Origin of the sequence: Leifsonia sp. NPDC058292, assembly GCF_042880955.1 — a bacterium.
Lineage (GTDB): Bacteria > Actinomycetota > Actinomycetes > Actinomycetales > Microbacteriaceae > Leifsonia.
This window is the reverse complement of record NZ_JBHVYL010000001.1, coordinates 234,663-258,000: the sequence shown is the minus strand read 5'-3', so window position 1 is coordinate 258,000 and position 23,338 is coordinate 234,663. Positions and strand designations below refer to the sequence as shown.

Annotated in this window: 27 protein-coding genes and 1 pseudogene; 12 read left to right on the top strand and 16 right to left on the bottom strand. The window is 64.6% G+C overall.

The annotated features are described in order from the left end of the window. Positions 1–175: 175 nt before the first annotated feature. The 4 genes from ACFVWR_RS01305 to ACFVWR_RS01290 all read right to left on the bottom strand — a co-directional run bounded on the left by ACFVWR_RS01305 (position 176) and on the right by ACFVWR_RS01290 (position 4,302). Positions 176–1,729: a glycosyltransferase family 39 protein gene (locus ACFVWR_RS01305; RefSeq protein WP_387207251.1), complete on the bottom strand. Its 1,554-nt coding sequence runs from the start codon at positions 1,727–1,729 to the stop codon at positions 176–178. 217 nt (positions 1,730–1,946) lie between these two features. Beyond that, complete coding sequence (locus tag ACFVWR_RS01300; RefSeq protein WP_387207250.1) at positions 1,947–2,942, bottom strand: sensor histidine kinase; 996 nt, start codon at positions 2,940–2,942, stop codon at positions 1,947–1,949. Then, complete coding sequence (locus tag ACFVWR_RS01295) at positions 2,939–3,604, bottom strand: response regulator transcription factor (protein ID WP_387207249.1); 666 nt, start codon at positions 3,602–3,604, stop codon at positions 2,939–2,941. The genes ACFVWR_RS01300 and ACFVWR_RS01295 overlap by 4 nt, the downstream gene beginning before the upstream one ends. 11 nt (positions 3,605–3,615) lie before the next feature. Beyond that, positions 3,616–4,302 carry a phosphatase PAP2 family protein gene (locus ACFVWR_RS01290; RefSeq protein WP_387207248.1) on the bottom strand — a complete coding sequence of 229 codons (687 nt, stop codon included), beginning with the start codon at positions 4,300–4,302 and terminating at the stop codon, positions 3,616–3,618. Positions 4,303–4,453: 151 nt separating this feature from the next. Between ACFVWR_RS01290 and ACFVWR_RS01285 the strand changes: the two genes are divergently transcribed. Next, complete coding sequence (locus ACFVWR_RS01285; RefSeq protein ID WP_387207247.1) at positions 4,454–5,215, top strand: hypothetical protein; 762 nt, start codon at positions 4,454–4,456, stop codon at positions 5,213–5,215. Between the two features lie 87 nt (positions 5,216–5,302). On the opposite strand, the gene ACFVWR_RS01280 is transcribed toward ACFVWR_RS01285, so the two are convergent. The 6 genes from ACFVWR_RS01280 to ACFVWR_RS01255 form a co-directional block, all read right to left on the bottom strand. Then, positions 5,303–5,479, bottom strand: a complete 177-nt coding sequence (locus ACFVWR_RS01280) for a hypothetical protein (RefSeq protein ID WP_387207245.1) — start codon at positions 5,477–5,479, stop codon at positions 5,303–5,305. Next, positions 5,469–5,693 (bottom strand): hypothetical protein, encoded by a 225-nt coding sequence (locus tag ACFVWR_RS01275; protein WP_387207244.1) that lies wholly within the window; start codon positions 5,691–5,693, stop codon positions 5,469–5,471. Before ACFVWR_RS01275 ends, ACFVWR_RS01280 begins: the two co-directional genes overlap by 11 nt. A gap of 455 nt (positions 5,694–6,148) precedes the next feature. Next, positions 6,149–6,871 (bottom strand): SDR family NAD(P)-dependent oxidoreductase, encoded by a 723-nt coding sequence (locus ACFVWR_RS01270; RefSeq protein WP_387207242.1) that lies wholly within the window; start codon positions 6,869–6,871, stop codon positions 6,149–6,151. Between the two features lie 310 nt (positions 6,872–7,181). Beyond that, complete coding sequence (locus tag ACFVWR_RS01265) at positions 7,182–7,793, bottom strand: LysE family translocator (protein WP_387207241.1); 612 nt, start codon at positions 7,791–7,793, stop codon at positions 7,182–7,184. Positions 7,794–8,135: 342 nt separating this feature from the next. Further along, the gene (locus ACFVWR_RS01260) at positions 8,136–8,372 is read right to left on the bottom strand and encodes a hypothetical protein (protein ID WP_387207240.1); all 237 of its coding nucleotides are present in this window, start codon (positions 8,370–8,372) and stop codon (positions 8,136–8,138) included. A 177-nt stretch (positions 8,373–8,549) separates the two neighbouring features. Next, positions 8,550–8,825 carry a hypothetical protein gene (locus tag ACFVWR_RS01255; protein WP_387207239.1) on the bottom strand — a complete coding sequence of 92 codons (276 nt, stop codon included), beginning with the start codon at positions 8,823–8,825 and terminating at the stop codon, positions 8,550–8,552. 207 nt (positions 8,826–9,032) lie between these two features. Here ACFVWR_RS01255 and ACFVWR_RS01250 point away from each other — a divergent pair, with 207 nt between their 5' ends. The 3 genes and pseudogenes from ACFVWR_RS01250 to ACFVWR_RS01240 all read left to right on the top strand — a co-directional run bounded on the left by ACFVWR_RS01250 (position 9,033) and on the right by ACFVWR_RS01240 (position 11,348). Next, positions 9,033–9,446: a hypothetical protein gene (locus tag ACFVWR_RS01250; RefSeq protein WP_387207238.1), complete on the top strand. Its 414-nt coding sequence runs from the start codon at positions 9,033–9,035 to the stop codon at positions 9,444–9,446. Positions 9,447–9,578: 132 nt separating this feature from the next. Beyond that, positions 9,579–9,680 (top strand): annotated as a pseudogene (locus ACFVWR_RS01245) (CoA-transferase); the annotation flags it as partial. A gap of 369 nt (positions 9,681–10,049) precedes the next feature. Then, positions 10,050–11,348, top strand: coding sequence for a hypothetical protein (locus ACFVWR_RS01240; protein WP_387207237.1), 1,299 nt, complete (start codon positions 10,050–10,052; stop codon positions 11,346–11,348). A 61-nt stretch (positions 11,349–11,409) separates the two neighbouring features. On the opposite strand, the gene ACFVWR_RS01235 is transcribed toward ACFVWR_RS01240, so the two are convergent. Beyond that, complete coding sequence (locus ACFVWR_RS01235; RefSeq protein WP_387207235.1) at positions 11,410–11,937, bottom strand: hypothetical protein; 528 nt, start codon at positions 11,935–11,937, stop codon at positions 11,410–11,412. Between the two features lie 319 nt (positions 11,938–12,256). Here ACFVWR_RS01235 and ACFVWR_RS01230 point away from each other — a divergent pair, with 319 nt between their 5' ends. Next, complete coding sequence (locus ACFVWR_RS01230; protein WP_387207234.1) at positions 12,257–13,072, top strand: TipAS antibiotic-recognition domain-containing protein; 816 nt, start codon at positions 12,257–12,259, stop codon at positions 13,070–13,072. Positions 13,073–13,092: 20 nt separating this feature from the next. Here ACFVWR_RS01230 and ACFVWR_RS01225 read toward each other — a convergent pair whose 3' ends face one another. Continuing rightward, positions 13,093–13,977, bottom strand: a complete 885-nt coding sequence (locus ACFVWR_RS01225) for a DUF2268 domain-containing protein (RefSeq protein WP_387207233.1) — start codon at positions 13,975–13,977, stop codon at positions 13,093–13,095. A gap of 82 nt (positions 13,978–14,059) precedes the next feature. Between ACFVWR_RS01225 and ACFVWR_RS01220 the strand changes: the two genes are divergently transcribed. Continuing rightward, positions 14,060–14,344 carry an alkyl sulfatase C-terminal domain-containing protein gene (locus tag ACFVWR_RS01220; RefSeq protein WP_387207442.1) on the top strand — a complete coding sequence of 95 codons (285 nt, stop codon included), beginning with the start codon at positions 14,060–14,062 and terminating at the stop codon, positions 14,342–14,344. 44 nt (positions 14,345–14,388) lie between these two features. Here the strand turns inward: ACFVWR_RS01220 and ACFVWR_RS01215 are convergent, their stop codons facing one another. Next, positions 14,389–14,748 carry a hypothetical protein gene (locus ACFVWR_RS01215; protein ID WP_387207232.1) on the bottom strand — a complete coding sequence of 120 codons (360 nt, stop codon included), beginning with the start codon at positions 14,746–14,748 and terminating at the stop codon, positions 14,389–14,391. Between the two features lie 840 nt (positions 14,749–15,588). Between ACFVWR_RS01215 and ACFVWR_RS01210 the strand changes: the two genes are divergently transcribed. The 5 genes from ACFVWR_RS01210 to ACFVWR_RS01190 all read left to right on the top strand — a co-directional run bounded on the left by ACFVWR_RS01210 (position 15,589) and on the right by ACFVWR_RS01190 (position 17,718). Further along, a complete protein-coding gene (locus ACFVWR_RS01210) occupies positions 15,589–15,792 on the top strand; it encodes a hypothetical protein (protein ID WP_387207230.1) in 204 nt (67 codons plus the stop codon). Further along, positions 15,785–16,543, top strand: coding sequence for a Fic/DOC family protein (locus tag ACFVWR_RS01205; RefSeq protein ID WP_387207229.1), 759 nt, complete (start codon positions 15,785–15,787; stop codon positions 16,541–16,543). The genes ACFVWR_RS01210 and ACFVWR_RS01205 overlap by 8 nt, the downstream gene beginning before the upstream one ends. Continuing rightward, positions 16,540–17,154, top strand: coding sequence for a recombinase family protein (locus ACFVWR_RS01200; protein WP_387207227.1), 615 nt, complete (start codon positions 16,540–16,542; stop codon positions 17,152–17,154). The genes ACFVWR_RS01205 and ACFVWR_RS01200 overlap by 4 nt, the downstream gene beginning before the upstream one ends. Continuing rightward, on the top strand, positions 17,151–17,411 hold the full coding sequence (locus ACFVWR_RS01195) for a hypothetical protein (RefSeq protein WP_387207226.1): 261 nt from the start codon (positions 17,151–17,153) through the stop codon (positions 17,409–17,411). Before ACFVWR_RS01200 ends, ACFVWR_RS01195 begins: the two co-directional genes overlap by 4 nt. A 79-nt stretch (positions 17,412–17,490) precedes the next feature. After that, positions 17,491–17,718 (top strand): hypothetical protein, encoded by a 228-nt coding sequence (locus ACFVWR_RS01190; RefSeq protein WP_387207225.1) that lies wholly within the window; start codon positions 17,491–17,493, stop codon positions 17,716–17,718. 616 nt (positions 17,719–18,334) lie between these two features. Here ACFVWR_RS01190 and ACFVWR_RS01185 read toward each other — a convergent pair. Further along, positions 18,335–21,415, bottom strand: coding sequence for an RHS repeat domain-containing protein (locus tag ACFVWR_RS01185; RefSeq protein WP_387207224.1), 3,081 nt, complete (start codon positions 21,413–21,415; stop codon positions 18,335–18,337). Between the two features lie 598 nt (positions 21,416–22,013). Between ACFVWR_RS01185 and ACFVWR_RS01180 the strand changes: the two genes are divergently transcribed. After that, entirely contained in the window at positions 22,014–22,343 is a 330-nt protein-coding gene (locus tag ACFVWR_RS01180) for a MarR family transcriptional regulator (RefSeq protein ID WP_387207223.1), read from the top strand. 333 nt (positions 22,344–22,676) lie between these two features. Here ACFVWR_RS01180 and ACFVWR_RS01175 read toward each other — a convergent pair whose 3' ends face one another. Then, positions 22,677–22,913 carry a helix-turn-helix transcriptional regulator gene (locus ACFVWR_RS01175; RefSeq protein ID WP_387207222.1) on the bottom strand — a complete coding sequence of 79 codons (237 nt, stop codon included), beginning with the start codon at positions 22,911–22,913 and terminating at the stop codon, positions 22,677–22,679. Further along, positions 22,913–23,209 (bottom strand): glutaredoxin family protein, encoded by a 297-nt coding sequence (locus ACFVWR_RS01170; protein WP_387207221.1) that lies wholly within the window; start codon positions 23,207–23,209, stop codon positions 22,913–22,915. Before ACFVWR_RS01170 ends, ACFVWR_RS01175 begins: the two co-directional genes overlap by 1 nt. Between the last annotated feature and the right edge of the window lie 129 nt (positions 23,210–23,338).

The following is a 23,338-nucleotide window of genomic DNA, read 5'->3' as shown; positions in this document are numbered from 1 at the left end:
CCTCCGAGAGTCATCGCCTCGATCCTTCGTCGGGCCGCCCGCCACGAGTAAAGGCCGGCAATGCCCATCACCGGGTCACCGGATGAAATACGGCGGCTTGTGGCCCTTCGGACCCTGCCACTCGTGATACCCGTTCGACCTCGCCGCGGCGCATCCCGGAGCGCCGCGATCGCGGTCAACGTGTGAGTTCGATGATGAGCTCGCGGTGGGTCGCGACCCTCGTACCGGTCTGAACGAACCCCTCACGTTCGAGGGCGTCAAGGCCCCAACTGTCGGGTTCCGGCGGGGACGCCGCATACTCCACGAGCCACACCCGCTCGATGCCCACCAGCCGTTTTCGCTCATCGGCCTCGGCAACCGACAGCGCGCTGTCGTGCCAGGTGTCGTTCTGCTGGAACGGGACGTCGAGCGTCACGTCCTTCAGCCCGACGAATCCGGCGGGGTAGGTATGGAGGGCAAGGCGCGGGCGCCACGACGGACGGACGGACTCGTCGAAGATCACGCCGTCTCCTGCGTGAGCATTTGTGCCGACGGCCGCGCTGACCTCCGCCCAGTCGCTGTCGTTCTTCGCGTACGGGGTGCGCTGGCCGAGGTAGACGGGCGCGATAACCGCCACGAGCAGCGCCGCAGCGAACACGCCGGCCCTGCGGCGCATGTCGAGGAGCGCCTTGATGCCGCAGGCAACCAGGATGGCGGCCGCCGGTGCGCAGAACGACACGTAGCGCGCGGTGAAGTCGGGGATCACAGCGTGCGCTGCGATCAGGACGCCCGTCGGCACTAGCAGCCATGCGGCGCAGAGCGTGACTAGGGTCGGCATGCTGCGCTTAACCGTCGAGGGCATCTGGTCGGCGGTGGCGCGGTTCTCCGTGCGACGCCGGCGCCAGGCGAACGCGACCCCTGTGACGATCAGTGCCGAGCAGACGACGGCCACCCACCACGTCCCGAACCAGAGACCGCTGAAGAGTGTCGGGATCGTCACCTGTTGCGACGCGGCCAGATAGGCGATCTGGTGGCGCTCGAGCATGCCGACGAGCGCGAGCGGCACCGCGACGACCGCGGCCCCGGTCACGGCGGCGCCCCATCCGATCAGCGTCGCACGCCGCGGGCGAACGGTCGCCAGGACGACAGCGTGCACGACGGCGAAGAGTGCAACGTAGAGGAATAGGTACGTCCCTGCCGACAGCAGCACGCCGTAAACGACCCACCACCGAGCGCGCACCTCTCGTCGCTGCAGGATCTCGATGAGCAGGAGGGTGAGCCACGCGGCTGCTGCGGCGCTGAAGGCGTAGGAGCGGGCCTCCTCTCCCATGTAGGTCACGCGCGGCAGGATCATGCAGACGGCGCCGGCGATGATCGCGACGCGGCGACCGTCGAGACGCCAGGCGATTAGGAGGACCGCGGCTGTGGCGAGGCCGACTGCGACGGCGCTCGGGAACCGGAGCGCGAAGGGCGAGGTGCCGGCGATCCGGATCCACCCGTGCAGCGCAAAATAGTAGGTGCCGTGCACGGCGTCGACATGGCCGAGCATGCCGGCGAGCGACGGCAGTGAGCGCTCGGCCGACATGACGCTCGCCGCCTCGTCCCCCCAGAGGGACGGGATCCACGATCCGGCCGCCGAGAGAGCGGTGGCGAGCACGCCGGCGAGGGCGGCAACGAACCAGCACGTGTCGAGGAGCGAGCCGAGGCCAGCTCGCGCGCGCAAGGTGGGCTCCGTTGCGACGAGCGACATAGGACAACCTCCCGTCCGGCAGGCGAATGTGCCGTGTACAGTTCAGCCCGTCTCCACCAAGAAACCTCCCAGAGAACGGCGCGGCAATCCGTCTGAGGTGTACAGCTGGGGAACTTCGCGGAACGCGGGCGGACGTGTCAGACGGCACGGCTGTCGCTGAGGGAAAGCGGAGGGCTCGGCGGCCGACAGTTCGAGACTTCTCAGGTCATGAAGAGGCTCAGGTGGACGCGGTCGGCAGGCTGAGCTCGAGCACCGTTCCTTCGTCGCTGGTCGCCGCCACGTCGACGCTACCTCCGTAGCGTGCCGCGATCTCGCGCACGAGCGCCAGCCCGATGCCGAAGCTCGGCCGGGCGCCGGCGTCTGCCCCCGCAGGGCGCGGTGCCCTGGCGAAGCGGTCGAAGATGCGCTGCGGGTCGATGCCGCGGATGCCCGGACCGGTGTCCGCCACCGTGAGCATCATCCGGCGTCCGGTCGAGCGCACGGCGACGGTGACCGTCGAACCGTCCGGCGCGTGGGCGAGCGCGTTGTCGACGAGCGCCGTCACGCAGCGCTGAAGACTGGCGACCGGCACGGCGACAACCGGGTCCGTCTCAGCCTCCAGCAGCACCCGGATGCCGCGAGGCCGGGCGAGCACGCGCATGGCGTCGACAGCTCGCGTCACGGCCGGAACCACCGGGGTCGGCTGCGGGGGAACATCCTGTTCGGGGTCGGCGGCGAGCAGCAGATCGTTCACGATGTCGATGAGGGCACGTGTGTCGGTGCGCAGTTCGGCGACGATCGGCGCCGACGGATCGTCGGGCGGAAGCGTCCTCTGCAAGATCTGCAGTCGGGCGTCGAGAACGGCCAGCGGTGTTCGCAGCTCGTGACTGGCGTCCTGCACGAAGGCCTTCTGCATGTGCAGGGCGCGACCGAGCGGACCGACCGCCCGGCGCGTGATGAGCAGGCTCGCGACGCCGGCGACCGCAACGGCGAGCACGCCGACGACGATGAACGCCACGAGCGCCTCGGTCGTGTCGATGTAGATCTTGTGCTCGCCCGGACTGGGCTTCTCCGCCAGCTCAGAGGGACGCAGCTGATCGAGCACGAAGAAGAAGGCCACACCGATCGCCGCGATGACGAGGGCCCCTGATGCGATGGTGATCTGCAGGCCGACCACGCGCGACGCGCGCCGGACGGCTGTCGCATCGACGTCGAGGTCCGCTCGTCTGGTCACGGCCGACCCAGCCGGTAGCCCTCGCCGCGCACGGTCGTGATCAGGTCCTTGTCTGTCTTGCGCCGCACGTAGTGCACATAGGTGTCGACGGTCCCCGGCTGCTCGTCGCTCTCAAACACCTCGTGCAGGATCTGCCGGCGCGTGAACGTGCGCAGCGGGTTCTCCGCGAGCAGCCGCATCAGGGCGCTCTCGCGAACGGTGAGCTGGACGCGCCCGTCGTACGGCGAGTAAATGCACCTGCTCTCGGGGTAGAACTGCCACTCGCCGACCGGCAGCGCCGCCCCCTCCCCAGTGAAGGTGCGGGTCAGGGCGCGCAGGCGGGCGAGCAGCTCGTCGAACTCGAACGGCTTCACGAGGTAATCGTTGGCACCCGCATCGAGACCGTTCACCCGGTCGGCGACGGCTCCGAGAGCGGTCAGCATCAGGATCGGCGTGACGACCCGGCGGGTGCGGAGGGTCTCGACGATCGTTACCCCGTCGGTGCCGGGAAGTCTGCGGTCGACGACGATGACGTCGAACGGATCCTCGAGCCCGACGCGCAGGCCTTCGTCGCCGTCGGCGACCAGGGTGACGTCGTACGTCTCAGCGAGCACCTGTTCGATCAGCGGCCCGAGGCGTTGGTCGTCCTCGACGAGCAGTATCCGCTGTCGTTCACGCTCCATGACTGCTCAATCTAGCGCGCGTCCGCAGGCCGCAGTCGGTGACGCACGGCGCCGAACAGCTCATTCACCAGGATGACTGCGGCCGTCGTGCCGACGAGCGCCGCGACGACATCCGTCAGGTAGTGGACACCCAGGTACATGCGGGAGAAGGCGGTGAGCACAGGGATCACGATCGCGATGGCGACGAACAGCGGGCGCAGCCGCCCGAGCCCGACGCTCAGCAGCAGGGCGAGGCAGTAGGCGGTGGCGAAGGCGACGTGGCCGCTCGGGTAGCTCAGCGACGACGGTGTGCCGACGAGACTGTTCGACAGGGCGGACATGTCCGGACGCGGGCGGTGCACGATCGTCTTGATGAGATCGTTTCCCAGCCACGGGACGACGACGAACACGAGGAACGTGACGGCCGCAAGCGACCGCCGGGTCGCGAGCAAGATCACGGCGGCGGTGACGATCACGACCACCGCTGCCATCACCGGTGAGAAGAGCCAGTTGATGCCGAGCGACAGGATGTCGAGCCACGTCACGTGCGCGGCACTGATCGTCTGCAGGATCCGGAGGTCCCAGGCCGTCACCACCGCCGAGTCGCGGATGATCAGCCCGACCAGCACCACGGCCAGGACGACCACGACGGGCACAACGATCGCAGCGGGGCGGATGGACCGGCGATGCGTGGGAGCGAGAGAGGTGGCGGTGAGCACGGGAATCCTTTCCGACGGATCCCTGGAGTCTCGCCGTCGGTGCGCAAGATCCCGCTAAGAATGCGCGGTGCGGGCATCCGAGCGGCGTCATGCTCGTCGCCGGCTCAGCCGTCTCAGTGTTTTCTGAGAGCGGCGGTGACAAAGTGCTTGCGTGCTGCGCAACAAAGTCCCCGAGGTCACCGCTCTCTTCTGGGTCGCCAAAGTGCTGACCACCGCGATGGGCGAGACGACGTCCGATTTCCTCGTGCATCGGATCGATCCTCCGGTCGCCGTGGCGGCCGCCGCGCTCGTGCTGGTGGGCGTGCTCGCGCTCCAGCTCGCCGTGCGGCGTTTCATCCCGTGGATCTACTGGCTCGCGGTGCTGATGGTGGCGGTGTTCGGAACGATGGTCGCTGACGTGATCCACGTGCAGTTCGGCGTGCCCTATCTCGTGTCGACCTCGGCGTTCCTCGTGATCCTGGCCGCGGTGTTCGCGCTCTGGTACCGGACGCAGCGCACCCTGTCGGTCCATCGCATCGACAATCATCCGCGCGAGCTCTTCTACTGGACGGCCGTGATGACGACATTCGCACTCGGCACCGCGGTCGGCGACCTCACCGCGGTGACCTTCGGCCTCGGATACCTGGCGTCGGGCGTGCTCTTCGGCGTGCTATTCGCGATCCCCGGTATTGCCTACCGCTGGTGGGGACTCGGCGGCACGGCGGCGTTCTGGATGTCGTACATCCTGACCAGGCCGTTCGGCGCATCACTCTCGGACTGGTTGGCGCTCCCGCCGTACCGGCACGGCCTCGGCCTCGGGACCGGCCTGGTAAGCCTGGTGCTGTTCGCGGGCATCGTGGTGTGCGTCGCCGTCACCTCAGTGCGCCGCCAGGGCCCTCCAAGAGAGGACCTACCCGACGCCGTCGCCGCCTGACGTCGCCGCGCCGGGCTCGGCGGCGAGCATCCGACCCAGGGAGTGATATTCCGCGCCTTCACCGAGGGAGCCGTGTTGCGCATCCCCTCAGCATCTCACGTCCCCGGTCTCCGGGTCTTTGATGTCGCGGCCGAGAGGATCCATGACCGCGAACTTCATGCCCACTTCTACACCGTCCTCGCTCCCGCGGTTGATGACAAGATCTGTGCTTGTCAGTAGTTGCGCGACCTTGGCGTGGATCGGGGTGGGTACTTCATCGCTCATCTTCAGTTCCATCCTCCGGGGTAATCGCCATTTCGCTATACAGCAGGTACCAGTTCGCGGCGAGATCTTCGTGATCGCGCGATGCCTGAGAAAGTCGCCAGCTCAGCTCGCCGACAACCTTCTTAGCGGCGACTGCCGCCCCATCGTCGATTGCGGTCTCGGCGAGAGTGCGAGCAACGATCAGATCATCCGCAAGTCGCTTATGGCCTCGCATCTGAATCCGAAGCGTTTCTGAGCTTGGGGTGCCTCGCGTGAATAGGTAAGCAGACGCCAGCTGGAAGAGGCCAGAGGCGACCACTAGGAATGCGCTCTGCGATCCCGATGGCGGGTCTTGCTAGACGCTAGGAACGCGATCCATGCCGCAACGGCGATGCCCGCAAATAGGGCGAACCCGCCGAGAACCCGGAAGCGGTGACGCCACCACCACGGACGTACCCCTCCCCGACGAAAGCTCACGATTGGGTCGTAGCCGAGAGCGCCCCGGCTCTGCCCGTAAGCGGGTCCCCTAACGGACGCGGTTCGCGACACCTAGTCCTCAAACTTGCCGTCCCACTTCACCTCTATGCGCCGATCGGATTGGATCAAGCTCGACAGCCCGGAAGCGCGCTGACAGCTCCTAGTGTCTCCTGTTGGGCGACGACGTGACGTCGCCCAACACGCTCTGAGGCGTCACCAGGGTACGGTGCCGCTCCGATCGACGAACGTACCCGACGGAGCGTCGGCGGGAAGCGTCGCAGCCCGGACGACGACCTGGGCAGCCTCTACAGCCGTCACCGGTGCCTGTTCTCGGTTGATCGGGGTGAGATCGGTCTGCACAAAGCCCGGGCACACGGACGTCACCTTGATCGGCGTGTCAGCGAGAGCCTTCGCCAACGCGATCGTGACGTTGTTGAGGGCTGCCTTCGAACTCTGATACGCCGGCAGCACCATGCCGTAGTACGGCGACTCCGGGTTGGTCTGATCGGCAAGCGACGCCATGGTCGTGGTCACGTTGACGATTCTCCCGGCAGGTGAACGCCGCAGCTGCGGGAGAAACTCCTGCAATACCGAGACGGCTCCGAAGACGTTGGTTGCGTAGGTCTGCTGAAAGATGTCGACGTCAATGATCTCGTGGGTCTGAGTAGTCGCCTCGGGCAGGATGCCAGCGTTGTTTACGAGTACATCGATCCCGCCCGTCAACTCCTGGACTCGCTGCGCCGTGGCGCGCACCGATGCGGGGTCCGTGACGTCAATCGGGACCGCGACTGACTCGGAACCGAGTTGCGCGGCGAGTTCCTGCGCGGCCAACAATGACCTGGCGGCAACGACAACCTTGAAACCCCGCCCGGCCAGCTCTCGAGCCACCTCGCGGCCGATCCCTCGGTTTGCACCTGTTACGAGCGCGACTGACATGCGTCCTCCTTAGTTGAGTGGCGCCACGTAGGCGCTTCTCAAGCACATCGAGTAAGCCGTGCGTGTGCTGGCGGAAATCGGCCCTGACTCTTCGCGCTGTCTCCCGGGAACAATCGCTATAGGTCGAGGACTTCCGCCCTGGATAAGCCGGACAGTGAGATTGTCAACTGAGGCTGCCCGGTCGAGGAATGGTTGTGGCGGTTGCGGTCGTATCCGCGGCGGCTGTCACGCCGTCGAGGCGCAGGGTGGTCACAGATAGTTGCGGGAACTCGGCAAGCAGCTGGGGGTTGTGGCTGAACCGAATTCCAGGTCAGCGGCTCTCGAGCGCGAGCCGGCCCGCGAGGAGAACGTAGGTCGCGGCAAAGGTGCGCCGCAGCCAAGTCATGACCTTGGGGCGGCTAATGACCTGGTTGCGCATCGTGGCGGCGAAGACGCCGTAGAGAGCGAACACGATGAACGTCAAGGCCATGAACACGAGACTGAGTCCGACCATGTGCCAGGTCCCGTTGACTTCGCTGGCCGGAACGAACTGGGGAAGGAACGCGAAGAAGAAGATCGTCAGCTTCGGGTTCAACAGGTTGATCAGAACGGCTGTGCGGATCACCCGCCAGAACGACACGGGCGCGACGTCTTCGTCGACCGTGATGGCTGACTTGTCGCGGAGAGTCTGCCAGGCCAGGAACAACAGATATGCGACTCCGAACCATTTGAGGGTCTGGAACGCTATCGCTGACGCGTTCAGGATCGCGGCGAGCCCAGTGATGGCGGCGATCATGTGTGGGATCACCCCGAGCGTGCAGCCGAACGCCGCAACAATGCCCGCCTTTGTGCCTCGAGACAACCCTGCGGCGATCGAGTAGACAGCGCCGGTGCCGGGGGTAGCGACCACCACGAGAGTGGTGATCAGGAATGCAATGCTCATGGGTCGGTCCGCCTTCAGAGTCGTTGCTTCCGCAGAGTACCGTACTCACGTTTCACGCCCGAACGTCCGCGAGCTCTTCGCTCCGTCCGGGGTGACTAAGCCGCAGTCTGACGCAGTTAGGCCTGCAGCACCGAGTCCGGATGTGCAAATCGAGATGGCGATCGTGCTCACCGGTTGGGCGCCCACACAGTGCGCAAACGTCGCCGACCATGCATTGTCAATACGGCCTGCCGGTGACGCAAGTATCCGGATCGGCTTACGGGCATCGATCTCTGGCGGCCTCAAGCCGTTGCCCTCGCTGGGTGGATCGAGAGTCCGAGGTCAGCTCGCCCTGTGGGAACATTAGGCCTCGGTACGACGCGCTACAAGATAGAGCGGGAAAAAGAACACGAACAGCACCGCGCAGAACATCAGCCACGCTCGGGGTCCCTCAATGAGCAGGCCTCCTATCTGGACAGTGACTGGATCATTCTTCTCAACCCGGGATCGTGCATCGAGATACACCCACGAGTCCAAGATCACCAGAACGGCGATCGCCATTGCGGTGACAATCAGACCCACCGCGACGTTGCCACCCATGACGACGCTCCATCCAATTGCTCGACCCCATTTTAGCGGTCATCGGCGGGGGCGGCCCTTCAACGATCCCCAATCGGACGCTGGCTTTGGAGCGCGTCCGACTCTGGCATCACGCACCCGGCGACGCCGGCTGGCTAGAGCACACTCGACGTACGCGGCTGCCGAGCGGCCGCCTGATCAAGCAGCCTGGAGCACCTTGCTTGCGCGCTCGCGCCGAGCGGCGATGCGCGAGATTGCGAGTGGGACCAATCCAGCCAGACCGATCACCGCGAGCCAAAATCCCCAAATGAGCAGATAGTAGACGCCTTCTCCTACGCCGTCGTAGTTCGCCGCCCTCACCCAGGCAATTACCAATAGCGTCGATCCGAGCAAGAACGGTGCGCCAAAAACAATACCGACACACAATGCCAAGAATGCGGGGGTGAAAATTGAGCCATTATCGGTCTGCTCCATGTGCCTCAAGCTACACCGGGTGGGCCTTGCGGCGGCACGTCCGTCGTCCCGGACGGCGATCGCTGAACGGGCATCCGCATATCGTTCACACAGGTGAGACTGAACGCCGTCGCGCAGCATTTGGCCGACTACACGTGGCAAGTCGATCTGATCGACTTTCACGCGTGACGCATAGCGTGAAGGTGAAATTGACGACGTGAGGAAGTGATGAGGAACACGAAGGAACGAAAGTGGCTGTACTGGGGCCTGGCCGGCCTGGTCGTGCCGATTGCTGCTGTCGTGTTCCTCATCACCACGTTTGTGAGCTCTCTGCCTCCGACGCGGGATGACGCGCGCGCCGAAGCAGGCCAGATACTCCACTATGTTGACGCCCGCGACGTCGACGCACTGCAGGCCTACTTCTCAACCCCTTACCCACCCGGGAGTAAAGAGTTCCTTGCGAAATGCAGTGCCGTTGCTGTGCGCGACCGCACTGTAACGGTCTCGGCAGGCGACTTCATCCCGTCGACCTTCGGAATCAGCGTTGATGGAGTCTCAAAGAAGAATTCGCATCAGAACGAGTCGTGCACATTCGGGCTCATGAAGAAGGACAATCACTGGAAGATCAGTGCGTTCTCCTGAATCCGCAGATCGACGGCGGGGTCTCGCCCACCATTCAGCGGCGACTGCCGCATGGCGCGCGGCCACACCCGCCCTGCTCCAGCGTGCGCCGAGCACAAACCCTCCGCACCGCCCCGTCGGCATGCTGGGTGGATGATGGACAAAGTCGTCGCGGCGGTCGCCGACATCGTGGCCGGCTCCAGCGTCGCCGTCGGCGGGTTCGGGCTGTGCGGCATCCCGACGGTGCTCATCGAGATCTACCTCGACGGTGACCCGTTCCGGTGCTAGGTCGCTCAACGATACGACGCCGCGGCGATCTGACTCAGAATCAGCTTGCCCACGCGCATATTCATTCCCATGCTCGCGTGAGGTTCCTGCATGCCGCTCTAACGCATGACAGTCTCGTAAGAGGCCGCTCACCGGAATCCGCTTCGGACGGGTCTAATGAGACGCGGCGGTCCGGCGTGTCGCCGCGGGGGTCCTTGTAGGTGCCGTCCGGTCGGCGTTCCAGTGGCGGACACGTGCTGCGGTTAGTGCTACGTCAGCCCTAGCTGTCGGGTCGGAAGGTGCCGCTAGCGTGATGGAACGGTCAGATGGCCGAATCGAGTGACTAGGGGATGCAGGTTGAGAAAGACGTTGAAGTCGGCCGCGATGGTTGTGGCGATTGGGGTCGTGGCCGCGGTGGCGCAGGGATTGCCGGCGAATGGTGCGACAAGTTGTGCGACGCTCGCGCCGAGTGATCCAAGTCCGGGGCAGCGGTTGGGTTACTCGATTGCACAATCGTCGGATGGGGAAGTGACGGTAGCCGGATCGACGCAGCGTTACAACGGGACAACGTATGACCCGAGCGTGGCGTACGTCTATGTCGGTGCAACCGGCTCCGACTTGACGGCCACGGAGACTGCCCAATTGGTGCGGACGGACCCGGTGGGTATGTCCGGTAATGACAGCTTCGGATCAAGCGTCGATGTTTCCGGTAATGGTGACACCATCGTTGTTGGCGCTCAAAACTACGCTTCCGGCATTGGTGCGGTCTACGTGTTCCAGCGCACGAGCTCGACCAGCTGGGAGCAGTCCGCCCACTTGGACGCTCCGGCGGGGGCCTCGTCGGGGCAGTTCGGGACGTCGGTGGCGATTTCCGATGACGGCACGCGCCTCCTGGCTGGTGCTCCGGCCTTGTCCACCTCCTCGCAAGGAGGCACCGCGTACTACGTCCTCGAAAACGGTTCGTGGGTATTGAAGACCGTGGTCCCCGGAGGCTCCGCCAGTGCTCTGGGCGGTCAGGATGTGGAGATCTCCGCCGACGGAACCCGGGCTGCTGTCGGCGCGCCCCAGTACAAGACCACTGCAGGGGTCTACTCCGGGCGGGTTTACACCTACACGGTCACCAGTTCCGGGCTGACCCCGTTGGCGACCATCACCGATCCCTCGACCGCAGCAAGCAGCTCGACCGGTTCCAGTTTCGGTTTCGGGGCACTTTCGTTCACCGCCGACGACAACGGGCTCTTGATCGGTGCACCGTTCGCGACCGCGGCGCCCGGCACCACGGGATCGAGCCTAGGCGGGATCGCCTTCTACTACCGGTACGCCGGCGGCTGGTCGCGTTCGGCCACCTTCAGCTTCCCTGGTACCACGTCCGCTCGTCTGGGTTACGCCGGCGGCATCTCACCAGATGGGACACGGATCGTTGTGGGAGCGCCCTATTACACCGGCACGCCCGGCGGTCGCGCGTTCTACAGCCAGAAGACCGGTACAGCATGGGGCGCCCTAGGTTTCGTCGGTCCGACCGGCAACAACAGCAGCGCCCGGGTCGGAATTTCAGCTGGATTCGGCAGTAACTCACGGTTCGTCATCGGAGCAAACACCCAAGACAATCCCGCGGGCATCCGAAGCGGGCTGGCATACGTGGTGGACGCCTCCTAAGCACGTCACGACGAGCAACGATGAAGGGGATGGTCCATTGGGCCATCCCCTTCATCCGTTCTCACACGGACGCGTCAAGCCGCGTATTCGAGGGGGTTGCATCCTTATCCCACACAGGCCAATTGTTTGCGATGCTCCACGCGCGAGCCTGTTCAAGGTTGCGCGGCAACTCGGCCAACACGGATTGCAGGATCGACACCAGTTGCGTCCGGTCATCGGCAGATGACCCAGCGGCAGCCAGCGCATCGCCGCCCTTGACCAGAAACGGCGCGGACCCGTCGCCGAGATCAACGATCGCCGCGTACTCGATCACATTCCCTGCACCGTTGACGTTCTGTATCATTGGCGACCCGTCCGGCGGGATGACGCCCCGCACCGACCCGCCATTGGCGACGACCGCCTCGAAATCTGGAAACCCGTCCGATGTCATCGGCATGCTACCGGTGCCCACTGCGACGCCCGAACCGTGCCGATCGACCCACGACACCGACACTCGGCCGCTGCCTCCGATGAAGGCGTCAAGAGCATTCCGGTCTACACCGATCGTTCGAGCCGCCTGGTCAAGATCAAGCTGTTTGGAGGCAGTCACCGATCGACCCGCCTCGCCGTCTCCAGCTGACAGAACTGAGTACCACGCTGAACCGCCCGAACCACTGATCCCAGAAATCGTCACAGTCGGAACTATCGGCCACGAATGACGGATCGTCAGCCGGCGGCACATCCCACTTCCGACAGGTCAGCTGAGAGGCTCAGGACTTGCGACAGGACACTCGGACAACTCCAATGACGAGTAGACACAACGATGCGAATCCGAAAACTGACGTCAACAACTGAATTAGAGAGTCTCTCTGTTCGCAAAAAATGAGATCGCGGGGGCGCCGGCCGCTTCCTTCTGTAATGCTGAACGCATGGTCGCGGCGTCTATGAACCCCGGCGATGAGCACTCTCGGACTGTTGGTGTCGTCGCGGATGCGCTTGGAGTCAGCGTACGCACACTGCACCACTGGGATCGGCTGGGGATCGCCTCGCCCTCGGCACGTACCGCTGGTGGATATCGGGTGTACTCCAGAACGGATCAAGCGCGGCTTCGCCGGGTGTTGTTGCTTCGCGAACTCGGCATCCCGCTGGCCCGGATCAGCCAGGTTCTCGAAGCCTCCGCGGCCGAGCGCCGTGAGGAGCTGATACGGCGACGTGCCGAGCTTGATGGTCGCATCGCTCAGTTGCAGGCGGTCGCCAACGTCGTCGACCGGATGCTCGCGGCAGACGAGTTCGGCGTGGTGCTGACCGAGGAAGAACAAGCAGAGGCGTTCGGTGCCGATTGGGACCCCGTGCACACGCGCGGAGCGCGCGAGCGGTGGGGTGACTCGCCCCAGTGGGCGGAGTTCGCCGAGCGCTCTGCGATGCGCACACCCGAGGAGTGGCGCGACGCTAACGCGGTGATGGACGAGGTCATCGCCGCGTTCGCCGAAGCGCGAAACCAGGGCCGGGACCCCGACAACGGGAGGACGCACGACCTGGCGGCGCGGCATAGGGAGGCGATGAGCACATACTTCCACTGCACCCGATCGATGCAGGTTGTGATCGCACGCATGTTCACGACCGAGCCAGGATTCGCCGAATACTACGACCGCGTCCAACCGGGCCTTGCCTTCTGGATGCGAGAGGTGATCGAAGCAGATGCTCGCGCGCACGGCATCGACCCGGAGACCGCCGTCTGGGAGTGAGACCGCGGGAGTGAGCCGATTTAGGAACGGCCCAACGCAACGTCGATGATGTCGCGGCTGGGAACGTGCAAGGCTTCCGCCGCGCTGCTGCCGGTAGCGGCAAGGTATCGGTCTACCAGTTCATTCCCGGCGGCGTAACCGGCCCCAGTGGGCAGGCCGACGGGCTGCGCTCCGAAGCGCACAGCCGTCGCATCGCCGAGCACCCAGGCCGCGAAGTTCTGTATTCCGGCCACCTCCAGCCCGGAGACCACTTTCGCGAACACCGCTGCGTCGTACAGATGTGGCCGACCTATCGGCGTGTATCCGCGCTCGTCGCCGTAAAGCTGGCGGGCGAATGCATCGGCTAGACCCTCGGAGACGATCTGCTCTCCAGCGGTCACTGCCGCCGGATCCCAAACGACCCCACCCGGTGCGTATCGCAAGTTGTGGTGCAACTCGTGCACCGCCGACGCCTCCAACCGGTCGAGGTTCTCCTCGGTCGGCCAGATCGTCAGTGAGAGGAAGCCCGTGACGCTTCCGTTTCCACTGAGGCCCCTGACCTCCCTCATGAAGTGTTCGTCGTCAGGATCGCCCAGAACGAGCACCACGGTCAGATCCGGGATATTCAGGTGCGGAACCGCGGCTGCCTGCACCTCGACAGCGTTTCCGATTGCCCGCTCGATCCGACCCCAGGCATCCGCAGCCTGCAGCTGCTCGAGCCCTCGCCGCACCGTCTCTTCCGAGCGATCGAGCGGGAACCCGAAGCTCATCGCATGCATCCTGACGAGATCGACCTCGCCAGGGAAATAGCGGTACATCCCCGCGGCAGGCGCCAACATGGCCTTCAGTCTCTGCGCCCGGTCCTGCGGTTCCGCGTCGAGAACGGCCGTCATCCCTGCCTCCGTGCCCACCATCGTCATTGTCATGCCGTCACGCTAAAGCCTGACGTCACGTTAGGGTCAAGCCGGCAGGAACAGCTACACATCGAACAGTTCAAGTTCCGCGACCATCCGCGATCCGAACTGTTGCATCGGTTCGCAGGCTTCGTTCACGTTCACCGACCTCGACCTCACCTACAACGTCACCACTCCGAATGGCGCGCTCATCCACGCCGACAAGAAGCCCGGAACGGATACCGCGCCCCTGGTGCTCACCCTCACGAAGCCGCAGCTACTGCTAGTCCTTTCGAAGGGCCCCGCTGAGGTCGAGCACGCCGGAGACCTTGCTCAGTTCGGCACCCTGGTGGGCCTACTCGACAGTGTCGACCACCAGTTCCCGATCGTGACGCCATAGCGGCTAGCTTCGGGTGGGAATCGGAATGAGGAGCCACGCCAGCACTAACGAAGGTCGAACCAGTACGCCTGATCCTTGAAAGGAAGGGCCACCTTGTCCGGGGTGGTGTCGTATGCCTCAACCAGTGGAAGAACGACTGCCCACTGAACCCAGTGCTCAATTGTCGTGTGAGGTTCCATGGCCGGGTCGAAGTAGGTTCGCCATCGTTCATCACCGATACGGCGGGGCACGATGTAGTAGGCAGCGTAATGCCGATCATCGGATTCGACGTCGAAACGAATCGTGAGGTCAACACCGTCTTGATCCACGTCCCTGAGATGCACGCGCCGACCGAAGACTTCGGGCTGGTCCGAGAAAAACTGCCGGACGGGGCCCACAAAGTGGAGATCGGACGGTTCAGACATGATGCTCATCCTGCCACCCTGCGAACCCACGCCGGGCAGACCATGGGTCCCACACAGTAGGCAGTGATGACCCCCTTGGGATAGCCGTCTGTCAATTTTGTCGGGTTCACGATGACTCTAACGTCCATTGATCTCGTAATCGTGCAGCGGAAGAGCCAGCAGGTGTATTCGTTGGCAGGCGTCTGGTAGGCGACACTTGACACGCTTTCTACCTTGCGACTGCGTGGGAACTTGGTGGTCTTCTGAAGCATAGCGAGCGACATGTTGTGTTTGCCGACGTGGCTCCAACCCCATGTCGGACTCCCTTGACGAAGAGCAACGCGGGCGGCCTTGTTATCGGTCCAGGTTGAGACAATTGAGTAGGGATTTGCGGCAGCTGCAGCGAATATTTGACCTCCCGATGGATCCGGGTCGGAAGGGGTATCGAGTAGCTGGTCTAGGTCTGCCGCTTGCCCAGCCAGGTCGTCCTGGGAGATGTTCCCATTCGACTCGGTTGCTACCGGTCCCACGATGTTGAATGCTGCGACTGACGTGGGGTCGACGGTGTGGGCTGTGAACGACCAGCTGCGCGACTGGATGACGGATTCTGACGAACGACCACCGGAGGTTCCGCGGATTGTGGCCGACCAGTAGTAGAGGGCGGCGTCCTCCAGCAATCCGTATGGCACTGCGTATTCGCCGGTCGTCCACCGAGCAGGCTGGATGGTACAGATTCGCGTGCCCGGAAAGTCGCGGATCGCTTCCTGCTCAAAACCCTTGCCGAAACCTCCTCTTGTTCAAAACATTCTGCGGGGGTTTTTGAGCAGGTCTGGTAGAATGGAGACGTCGAAAGGGTGAGTGATGAGCGTCAAAACTGCGAGCACGATCTCCGCTGCAGAGCGCGAGCTCCGCGAGCGTGTTGTGGCTGACGCTGCGCACAGCTCTGCGATGGAGGGGCTTGAATCCACCCCGGAGTATCGCGCCGACGCGGCCGCTTACGTGGCGGGGGAGATCGACGTCGACGAGCTTGGCCGGCGCACTCGTGCTCGCTACGGCCTTGCCTGAATTCGTCGACCCGTACCTCGACCCAGCAACGGGCACCCCTCGCAACAACCTCGGCATCACCGAGCAGGCGCTACTCAATCGCGCTGAGGCGGATCTCACCGAGTGGCGGCGAGCGGAAATGCTCACCCGCCCGGTGAAGGTCACCGGGGATCTCCGTCAGCTTCAGGCGATCCACCGCCAGTTGTTCCAGGACGTCTACGACTGGGCAGGTCAGCTGCGCACGGTGGATATCCGCAAGGGCACGGATGCAGAGGCGGAGTTCTTCATGCCGGTGTCACGGCTAGAGTCTGGGGCGGGGTTCGCGTTCGCGGAGCTCGCGGGCGACAACCAGCTGCGCGGCCTAGACCGTGACCGGTTCGTCGACCGGCTATGTCACCACTACGACCAGGTGAACTACCTCCACCCATTCCGCGAGGGCAACGGGCGCACCCAACGGATCTTCTGGACGCAGATCGCCGCCGGTGCCGGCTACGACCTCAACTGGAGCCAAGTCAGCGGGGCGGAAAACGATCAGGCATCCCGGGATGCCATGGAACGCCATGACTTCACCGGTCTGCAGAGAATGTTCGATCGGATCGCGCAGCCGGCGACGCCGGGCGGTCGGCTTACGCCGGAACGGCTAGAGCAGCTGCGTATGTACGCCAGCATGAGCGGCCCCGCAGCACCCACTCGCGGTGTCTCAGCGGCACCAGCCCGGCCGACGCGACCACTGACGCAGGGCTACGACACCGATGTGGGGAGGGGCCGATGACGGTCGTGGGATACGCGCGCGTGTCGAAGCGTGAGCAGAATCCGAAGGCGCAAGAGGCCGAGCTGATAGCGGCCGGCGCCGAGCGAGTGTTCGTCGACCACGGCGACTCCAGCCGGGTCAAGGACCGCCCGCAATGGGTCGCCTGCATGGACTACCTCCGCCCCGGCGATGTGCTGCTGGTGCGGCGGCTTGATCGTCTCGGGGGCACTGAGCGGATCCTGATCGAGACGCTGCACGAGCTTGAGGACAAGGGTGTCGATATCAAGAGCCTGACCGAGCCGGTGATCGACACCACCAGCCCGATGGGCCGGGCCTTGTTCGGCATCGTCGCCGTGTTCGCGCAGCTGCGCGTTGACACCATTCGGGAGAACACCCGGCTCGGGCTCGAGTACGCCCGCGCCCAGGGGCGCGTCGGCGGCCGTCCGACCGTGATGACGCCGGAGCGCATCGAGGTCGCCCGGCAAATGCGGGCACAGACACCGCCGGCGACGTGGGAGACGATCGCCAAGACCCTCCGCGTGGGATCGGCCACTGTCCGCCGCGCTCTCGCCTCAACAGAGGGCGCGGGCCGTAGCCGCGGTGTCGAGCTGCCCAAGGGAGCCAACAGGTGAGGACGCCGGCGCACAAGATCGCTGCGGGCCTATTCGCGCTGGGAGCGGTGCTCGCTGTCGTTTCCGCGATCCTGTTCGCGATCCCGCGCCATGAGAGCAGCTTCGGGTGGTACGCCTACGCGCCACTGAGCTCCACCACGTTCGCGCCCCCGGAGGCCGACACACGCCAGGGCTTCGCCCTCGGCACGGCCACCGCAGCGTTGCTGCTTATCGCGGGCTCTGCAGGCTGGTGGCTCGGTCGTCGGAGCCGTTCGTAGCTGGTGGCGCCGGGTGCGAGGACGACACGCAGCAACCGCGTGGGTCGTCTTGTCTCATCTGCGCCAATAGGTTGGGTTCATGAATGTGAAGGCGCTCGGCGCTCTTGCGACGTTTGTTGCTGCCCTCGCTGTCGTGCTCTGCGTCCTGACCGTGGCCCTGGAACTTCCCACGCCCGTCATGGGCGCAATGATCGTCGGGGCCGGGCCGCTTCTAGTGACAGCCGGTGCGCTGATCGGCGCACGTGTCGCTGATCAGAAGAAGTCCCTCATTGTCCCGGGACCTCAACGCGGACCGAGACAGGACTGATCCGCGCCGGAAGTAACTCGGTCGACCACCCCCACAGTGTCCCGCCTCAAGCGAGCCGCCGAATGCTTGCCAGTCACCCGGTTCGCCGCTTCCGCCCCGTCCGCGCGGCGTTCGCCTTCCGCAACGCCCGAAACTTGTCACGGCCGGCAAGGACACCGACGACGGGGCGACGTCGAGGACGAGCAGGACCGGCATGGTGGTCAGGGTACGCCGGGCCCCTGCACTTGGCGGCAGGCTTGTGCGAGCACCGTTCACCGGAACCTAGTTCGGACCGGTTCTAACGAGACGCGTCGTTTCGGCGTGTCGGGCCGTAAGCGTGGTCGTCCGGTAGGGGTTCCCCTAACGGACACCCGTTCGTCTACTTAGAACTTGAACACCGAAGATTTTGGCGGCGAGCAATGCCTCTCGGTCGCCCGAAGGTCAGCTCAGTGCCCGTCCCGCCGGCGACGAGTAAGCATGACGAAATTGGCAGCAAAGATGACGGCCAATAGTGCTGACAAGATCGCAAGACCAATACGCAGTGCCACTGATTCTATGAACACGACGGACACTAGGAGCGCGAGCAATGCAGCGACGGTGAGCACCGCGAAGAGGACGCGGCGTCTTCTTACATTCATCAGTTGCACTCTTCCACTGCGTCCCCTACCGCTGCGACGGTCAAACCGGCACCGACGGCAAAGCCTGCTGCGGCAGCAGCTCCCAAGACTAGGGATGGAGATCCAGCGATCACCGCCACCCCTGCAAGAGCCTCCACGAAGACCGAGGCGCTGGCCCCTACGATCGCACCCGAGCAAGACCGACCGGTCGGGTCACTGCCGTTGATGGGGTCGCTGCCGGCGAAGGCATAGCGGTTGGCGTTGGCGGGGTCGAGGGGGGTGTCGAGGGTGTCTTGTTGGGTCCAGGTGCCGGTGGTGGGGTTGTACCAGCGTTGCCCGAACTTGACGAGTCCGGTGGCGCGGTCTTGGATTCCGGCTTTGAATAGGTACGGGTTTTGTGCGGCCCCGTTGCCTGTGCCGCCGGCGGTGAGGTTCGCTGCGCCGTAGGGGTCGTAGGCGAACGTGAACGCGTTGGTGGCGAAATCGGTGAGCAGCCCGACCGGATTGCCGATGCCATCGATCACGTACAGGCAATCCTGGTCCGAGCTGGTGGAAAGCATCGTTGGCTGCCCGGTCTTGGGGTCGGAGAACAGGTAGGCCTGGTTGCCGTTGACGTTGTAGCCCTCGATCACCGGCTGCCCGTTCTTATCGGTGCGCCCGTAGGTGAGCTGGTAGGTGCGGCCCGAGAAGCTCTCGGAGAGCACCTGGTTTTGGCTGGTCCCCGCGTACGTGTAGGTGGAGGTGACCGTGCCGGTGACAGCCTGCGTCATCTGCTGCGCCCCGTTATACGTGTACGTCGCACCCGGTGCGGCGGTGAGGTTCCCAGCACCGTCATACGTGTACCCGGTGGAGGTGATCTGGTTGGCCGCGTTGTAGGTCAGCGTTTGCGAGGACGGAGCGGCGCCGGTGACCACGGCCGTGAGGCGGTTGCCGCGGGCGTCGTAGGTGTAATTCCAGGTGTTCGCGCCGGTCCCGGTCTGGGTGACGGTCTTGATCCTCCCGGACCCGTCGTAGGTGTAGGTGGTGGTGAGCCCACCGGTGAGGTTGTCTTTCGACCATTGCAGCTGCGACCGGTCGCTGGTGGTTGTGGTCGAGCAGGTGGGTGCGGCGGAGCCGGCGTTGTAGCAGTAGGAGGTATCGAACACGGTGGCCCGGTTCGCCGGCAGGGCACCTGCTTCGGTTTCCGCGGTGACCCGGGTGATGCGGCCGGAGGGGTCGTATTCGTAGTGGGTGTGGCCGAGCCAGTAGACCTTGGTCGCGTCGGATTGCAGGTAGCTGTCGGTGCGCCGGCCTTGGTCGTCGGTCGTGTAGTACAGGTACTGGAACGACCCGGAGTGCGGGTATTTGGTGTTCAGCAGCACGTTGGAGGTGTCATACGTGTTGGTGGTGGTGCCGAACCCGTCGGTGGTGCTGATCAGGTTCGAAGCCTTGTCATAGCCGTAGGTGATCGTGCCGCCGCCAGCGGTGTTCACTGTCGAGGTCAGCCGCTCCAACTGGTCATACCCGTTGGTGATCGTCCCCGACCCGTCAACCGACGTCTTCAGTTTCCCGGCGTCGTCGTAGGTGTTCACGGTCGAGTGCGTCGAATCAGAGAACGTGGTCGAGGTGAGCCGGTCGTTTTTGTCATACCCGTAGGTCGTGGTGACCGGGGTGCTCTTGCCGTCGGTGGCGGTTTTGATCCGGCCGAAGTCGTCGTACGTGATGGTGCGATTACCCAGCGGAGTCCCCGGGACGGTGACTGGGGTGATCGTGGTCAGTTGGTGGCTGGTGTAGCCGTAGCTGGTGGTGTTGGAGCCGTTGCCCGCGCCGAGCGCGGTTGCGACCGTCCCATCCGAGTTGTGCGTCAAAGTGGCGGTGGCGGTGGGGATGCCTTGCGCGACAGTCTGCGGGTTGCCGGGGCCGTCGTAGGTGAGGGTGGTCTGTCGGCCGGCGTCGTCGGTTGTGGTCGAGGGCAGGTACTGGGTGGCCGGGGACGCGTTCCCGTACGCGGCCTGGTCCGCGGCGCCACCAGGTGAGGTGACCTTGGTCAGCGACTGGTTGCTGTTCGCCCCGTACACCCCGGTGGTGGTGCCGGCGGTGGTGCCGGTGCCGTTGGTGGCGGTGAGGGTGTCGAAGTTCGGCGTGTAAGTCTTGGCTCGTTGCCGGTTCTGCTCATCGATCACTTTCGTCACCCGCTGGGTGGCGTCGATCGTGTAGACCAGGTGCGGCACCGCCGAGACGCCACTGGAGGTGGAGGTGTTGGGTCCGGCGACCAGGGTCTGGGTGCCGAGCGGGTAGGCCAGGCGCGTGGTCGAGGTGCCAGGCGATCCGGCACTGGTGTTCAGCTGATCGACCTGTTGAATCCTGCCATTGCTGTCGTAACTGAAGTTGGTCACCGCCCCGGTCGGGGAGGTGATCTTGGTCAGCTTGGAGGACGTGTAGCCGAAGGTGGTGAGTTTCCCGGTCGCGTCGAGGAACCCAGTCAGGTTCGAGTTTGCGTCCTTCACGTACTGCACGTTCCGGGACGAGCTGCCGTTGGCCTGAGTGATCGTCAACGTCGTGTACCCCGTCGAGTAAGACAACGATGCGGTCGGGGCGGTTCCAGCGCCGGCCGGGGAGACGATCGACAGCGGCGGGGTTGTGTAGGGGCTCCCAGACGCATTGCATGATGGTGTCAGCACGTAGCACAGCGTCGTCGCCGCAGCATTCCGATCGGCGACGGAGAGCGCGTTGCCGTTCAGGTCAAAGGTGACCACCCGTCGGGTGTCGCGCTGGGTCAGGGTGTATGTGCTGGTGTTTTTCACCAGGTCAGCTTTCAACCCGGCCGGCGCGGTGAACGCGGTCGTGGACCCGGAGACCGGGGTGAACAACCAGGTGCCGCCATCACCGGCGGTATAGACCACCCCGCCGCTCAAGCCGGAGCTCAGCGACCCGGCCCCACCGAACCCGTACGACCAACTGTTGGCGTAAATGGTGGAGGTGGACCCGGTGGAGGAGTTCATCGAGTTGTAGGTCGCCCCGATCGGCACCGACCCGCTGATGCCGGGCAGATCAATCCCATCGGTGGATACCAGCAGATTCCCGGTCCCCACATCCACCGACGCGTGCACCCGATCGGTCACCGCGAAGTTCAGCCGGGTGGCGTTCGGCCGTGCCCCGGTCGACCCTGTTGTTGACGGCCCGGATGGGAGCGCCGCCTGTGCCGGCGAGACGGTGACTAGGGCCAGCACGAGTGCGGCGACGGTCGCGATCGGGACACCGACACGCAGGCGGTGGGAACGGGTGGACGCGAGTTGATCCTTCATTGGATGTGTCCCCAGAAAACTACGCAAGCGAGACTGCGAAACCAAGGCGCGGGATTGTCGCGATGACGCAAGTCAGCTCTGGCAATCGGGCATACCGCACCACGCCGCTGATACGGCTACCGGTGCTACCAAAAAGACGGGCCAGCGGACCGTTCAAGATGTGATCCTCAGCCACCGCTGAGTATGGACCCGCTCGTCTACTAGAAGAAACCTCAACTCCCAAAATGGCCCCCGTAATGGGGTACTCGACGCCTGCCGTCCAAACGCTCCTGGTGGTCGGCGGGAGAAAGCCGAGGCACGCGATGCGGACCCGCGCCGTCGTCTTGCGCGGCATGCCGTAAGTCCCAGCCAGCTGGGCGAGGCTCGGGCTACCCTGACCGGTATGCCTCCCGCAGCCAGGCCCACGCTCCACCCGATGTCTGGGGCGCCCATCGGGCCGGCGGATGCCGTCTTGTATGTGCTGGAAGGGCCAGCACGGCGTGCCGTCCTGATTTACCTGTTTGACCACGCCGGTGCCACTCGTCAAGACATCGTTGCCGCAACCGCCAGCTCCCCGGATGCGGTAACCCGCGCCCTGGTCGACCTGAAGACCCTCGGCTATGTCACCGCTCGGACAACCGAGCGCCGCGGGGAGCCGGACCACTTCACCGCGCTCTCAGAGCAGTTCGTGACCGATCTGACCGAGCTGCGCGACCAATTCGCCGCCCGGCTCTCCCCACGCCCTCGTCCCGACACCAAGCCGTAAACGCCAGAGCGGCACACCCAATCCCAGGGCGACCCGAACCGGGATCATTTGTCGGCACTCAACTCGACTACCTCTCCTCCCAACTCACCGCTGAGCTATACCGCGCAGCTCGGGGCCCCGTTGGGGAGCAGGTATGAAGACATTGAGGCGACCGGCGGGCTGGCGCGGTGGCGGGATGTTCTGTTGTGTTTCCCCGAGGGCTCGAGGGAGCAGTATCGGCTCTCGGAGATCGCGGGTCGGCTTCCGAAGAACTTTGACCGCCCGCTTTACCACGATGCACGAACCGCTTATGAACGGTTCGTGCTCGCTGACGCGGGCTGGGGAACCGCCGGTCTATGAGTGGATGGACATTTTGGAACGGTGAGCCGCTTTCCACTCATCTGCGTCGCTGCGGATGTAGCGGACGGTTCGCTTGCCGATCGTGACGTAGGCCGGTCCTTGACCGTTCTCGCGCATCCGGCGCAGCTCGTCGAGTGTCAGCCCGGCGGCGGCCGCGGTCTCCTCGGGTGTGTAGGAGTGCAGCTGTGCGGGCACGGTGACGCGGTGCCGGCGGAGGTATGCGGCGCTCATCACTGGCAGCTTTCGCACTGGAGCTCGATCATCGGGTCGACCGGCACCTCGTATGCCTCGAGCGCCTGTTCGGTGGCGAGTCGTGCGATGAGGTCGGGTCGGTACCCGTCCCAGCTGGTTCCGTCGACGACCGTGACCGGTGCTGTTGCGTAGGACGTTCCGACCGCCTGCAGGGGGTAGTCGTCGGCCGTTACTAGCACCAGCTCGTAGGCGATGCCGGCACTGTCCATTGCTGCTCTGGTTTTGTCGCTTGTTGCGGATCCGGACTCCACGTACAAGGTGACGTGTGTGCTCATGACGCGCTCCTTCTGATCTCAACCCATTTGCCTTTCGGCGCTTTCGCCGAAACAGCGCCGGGGGTGAATGAGCAAGAGAGCGTGGAATACCGGAGGGAGCGTAGCGAGTGAGGATAGGCCGCGAAAGCT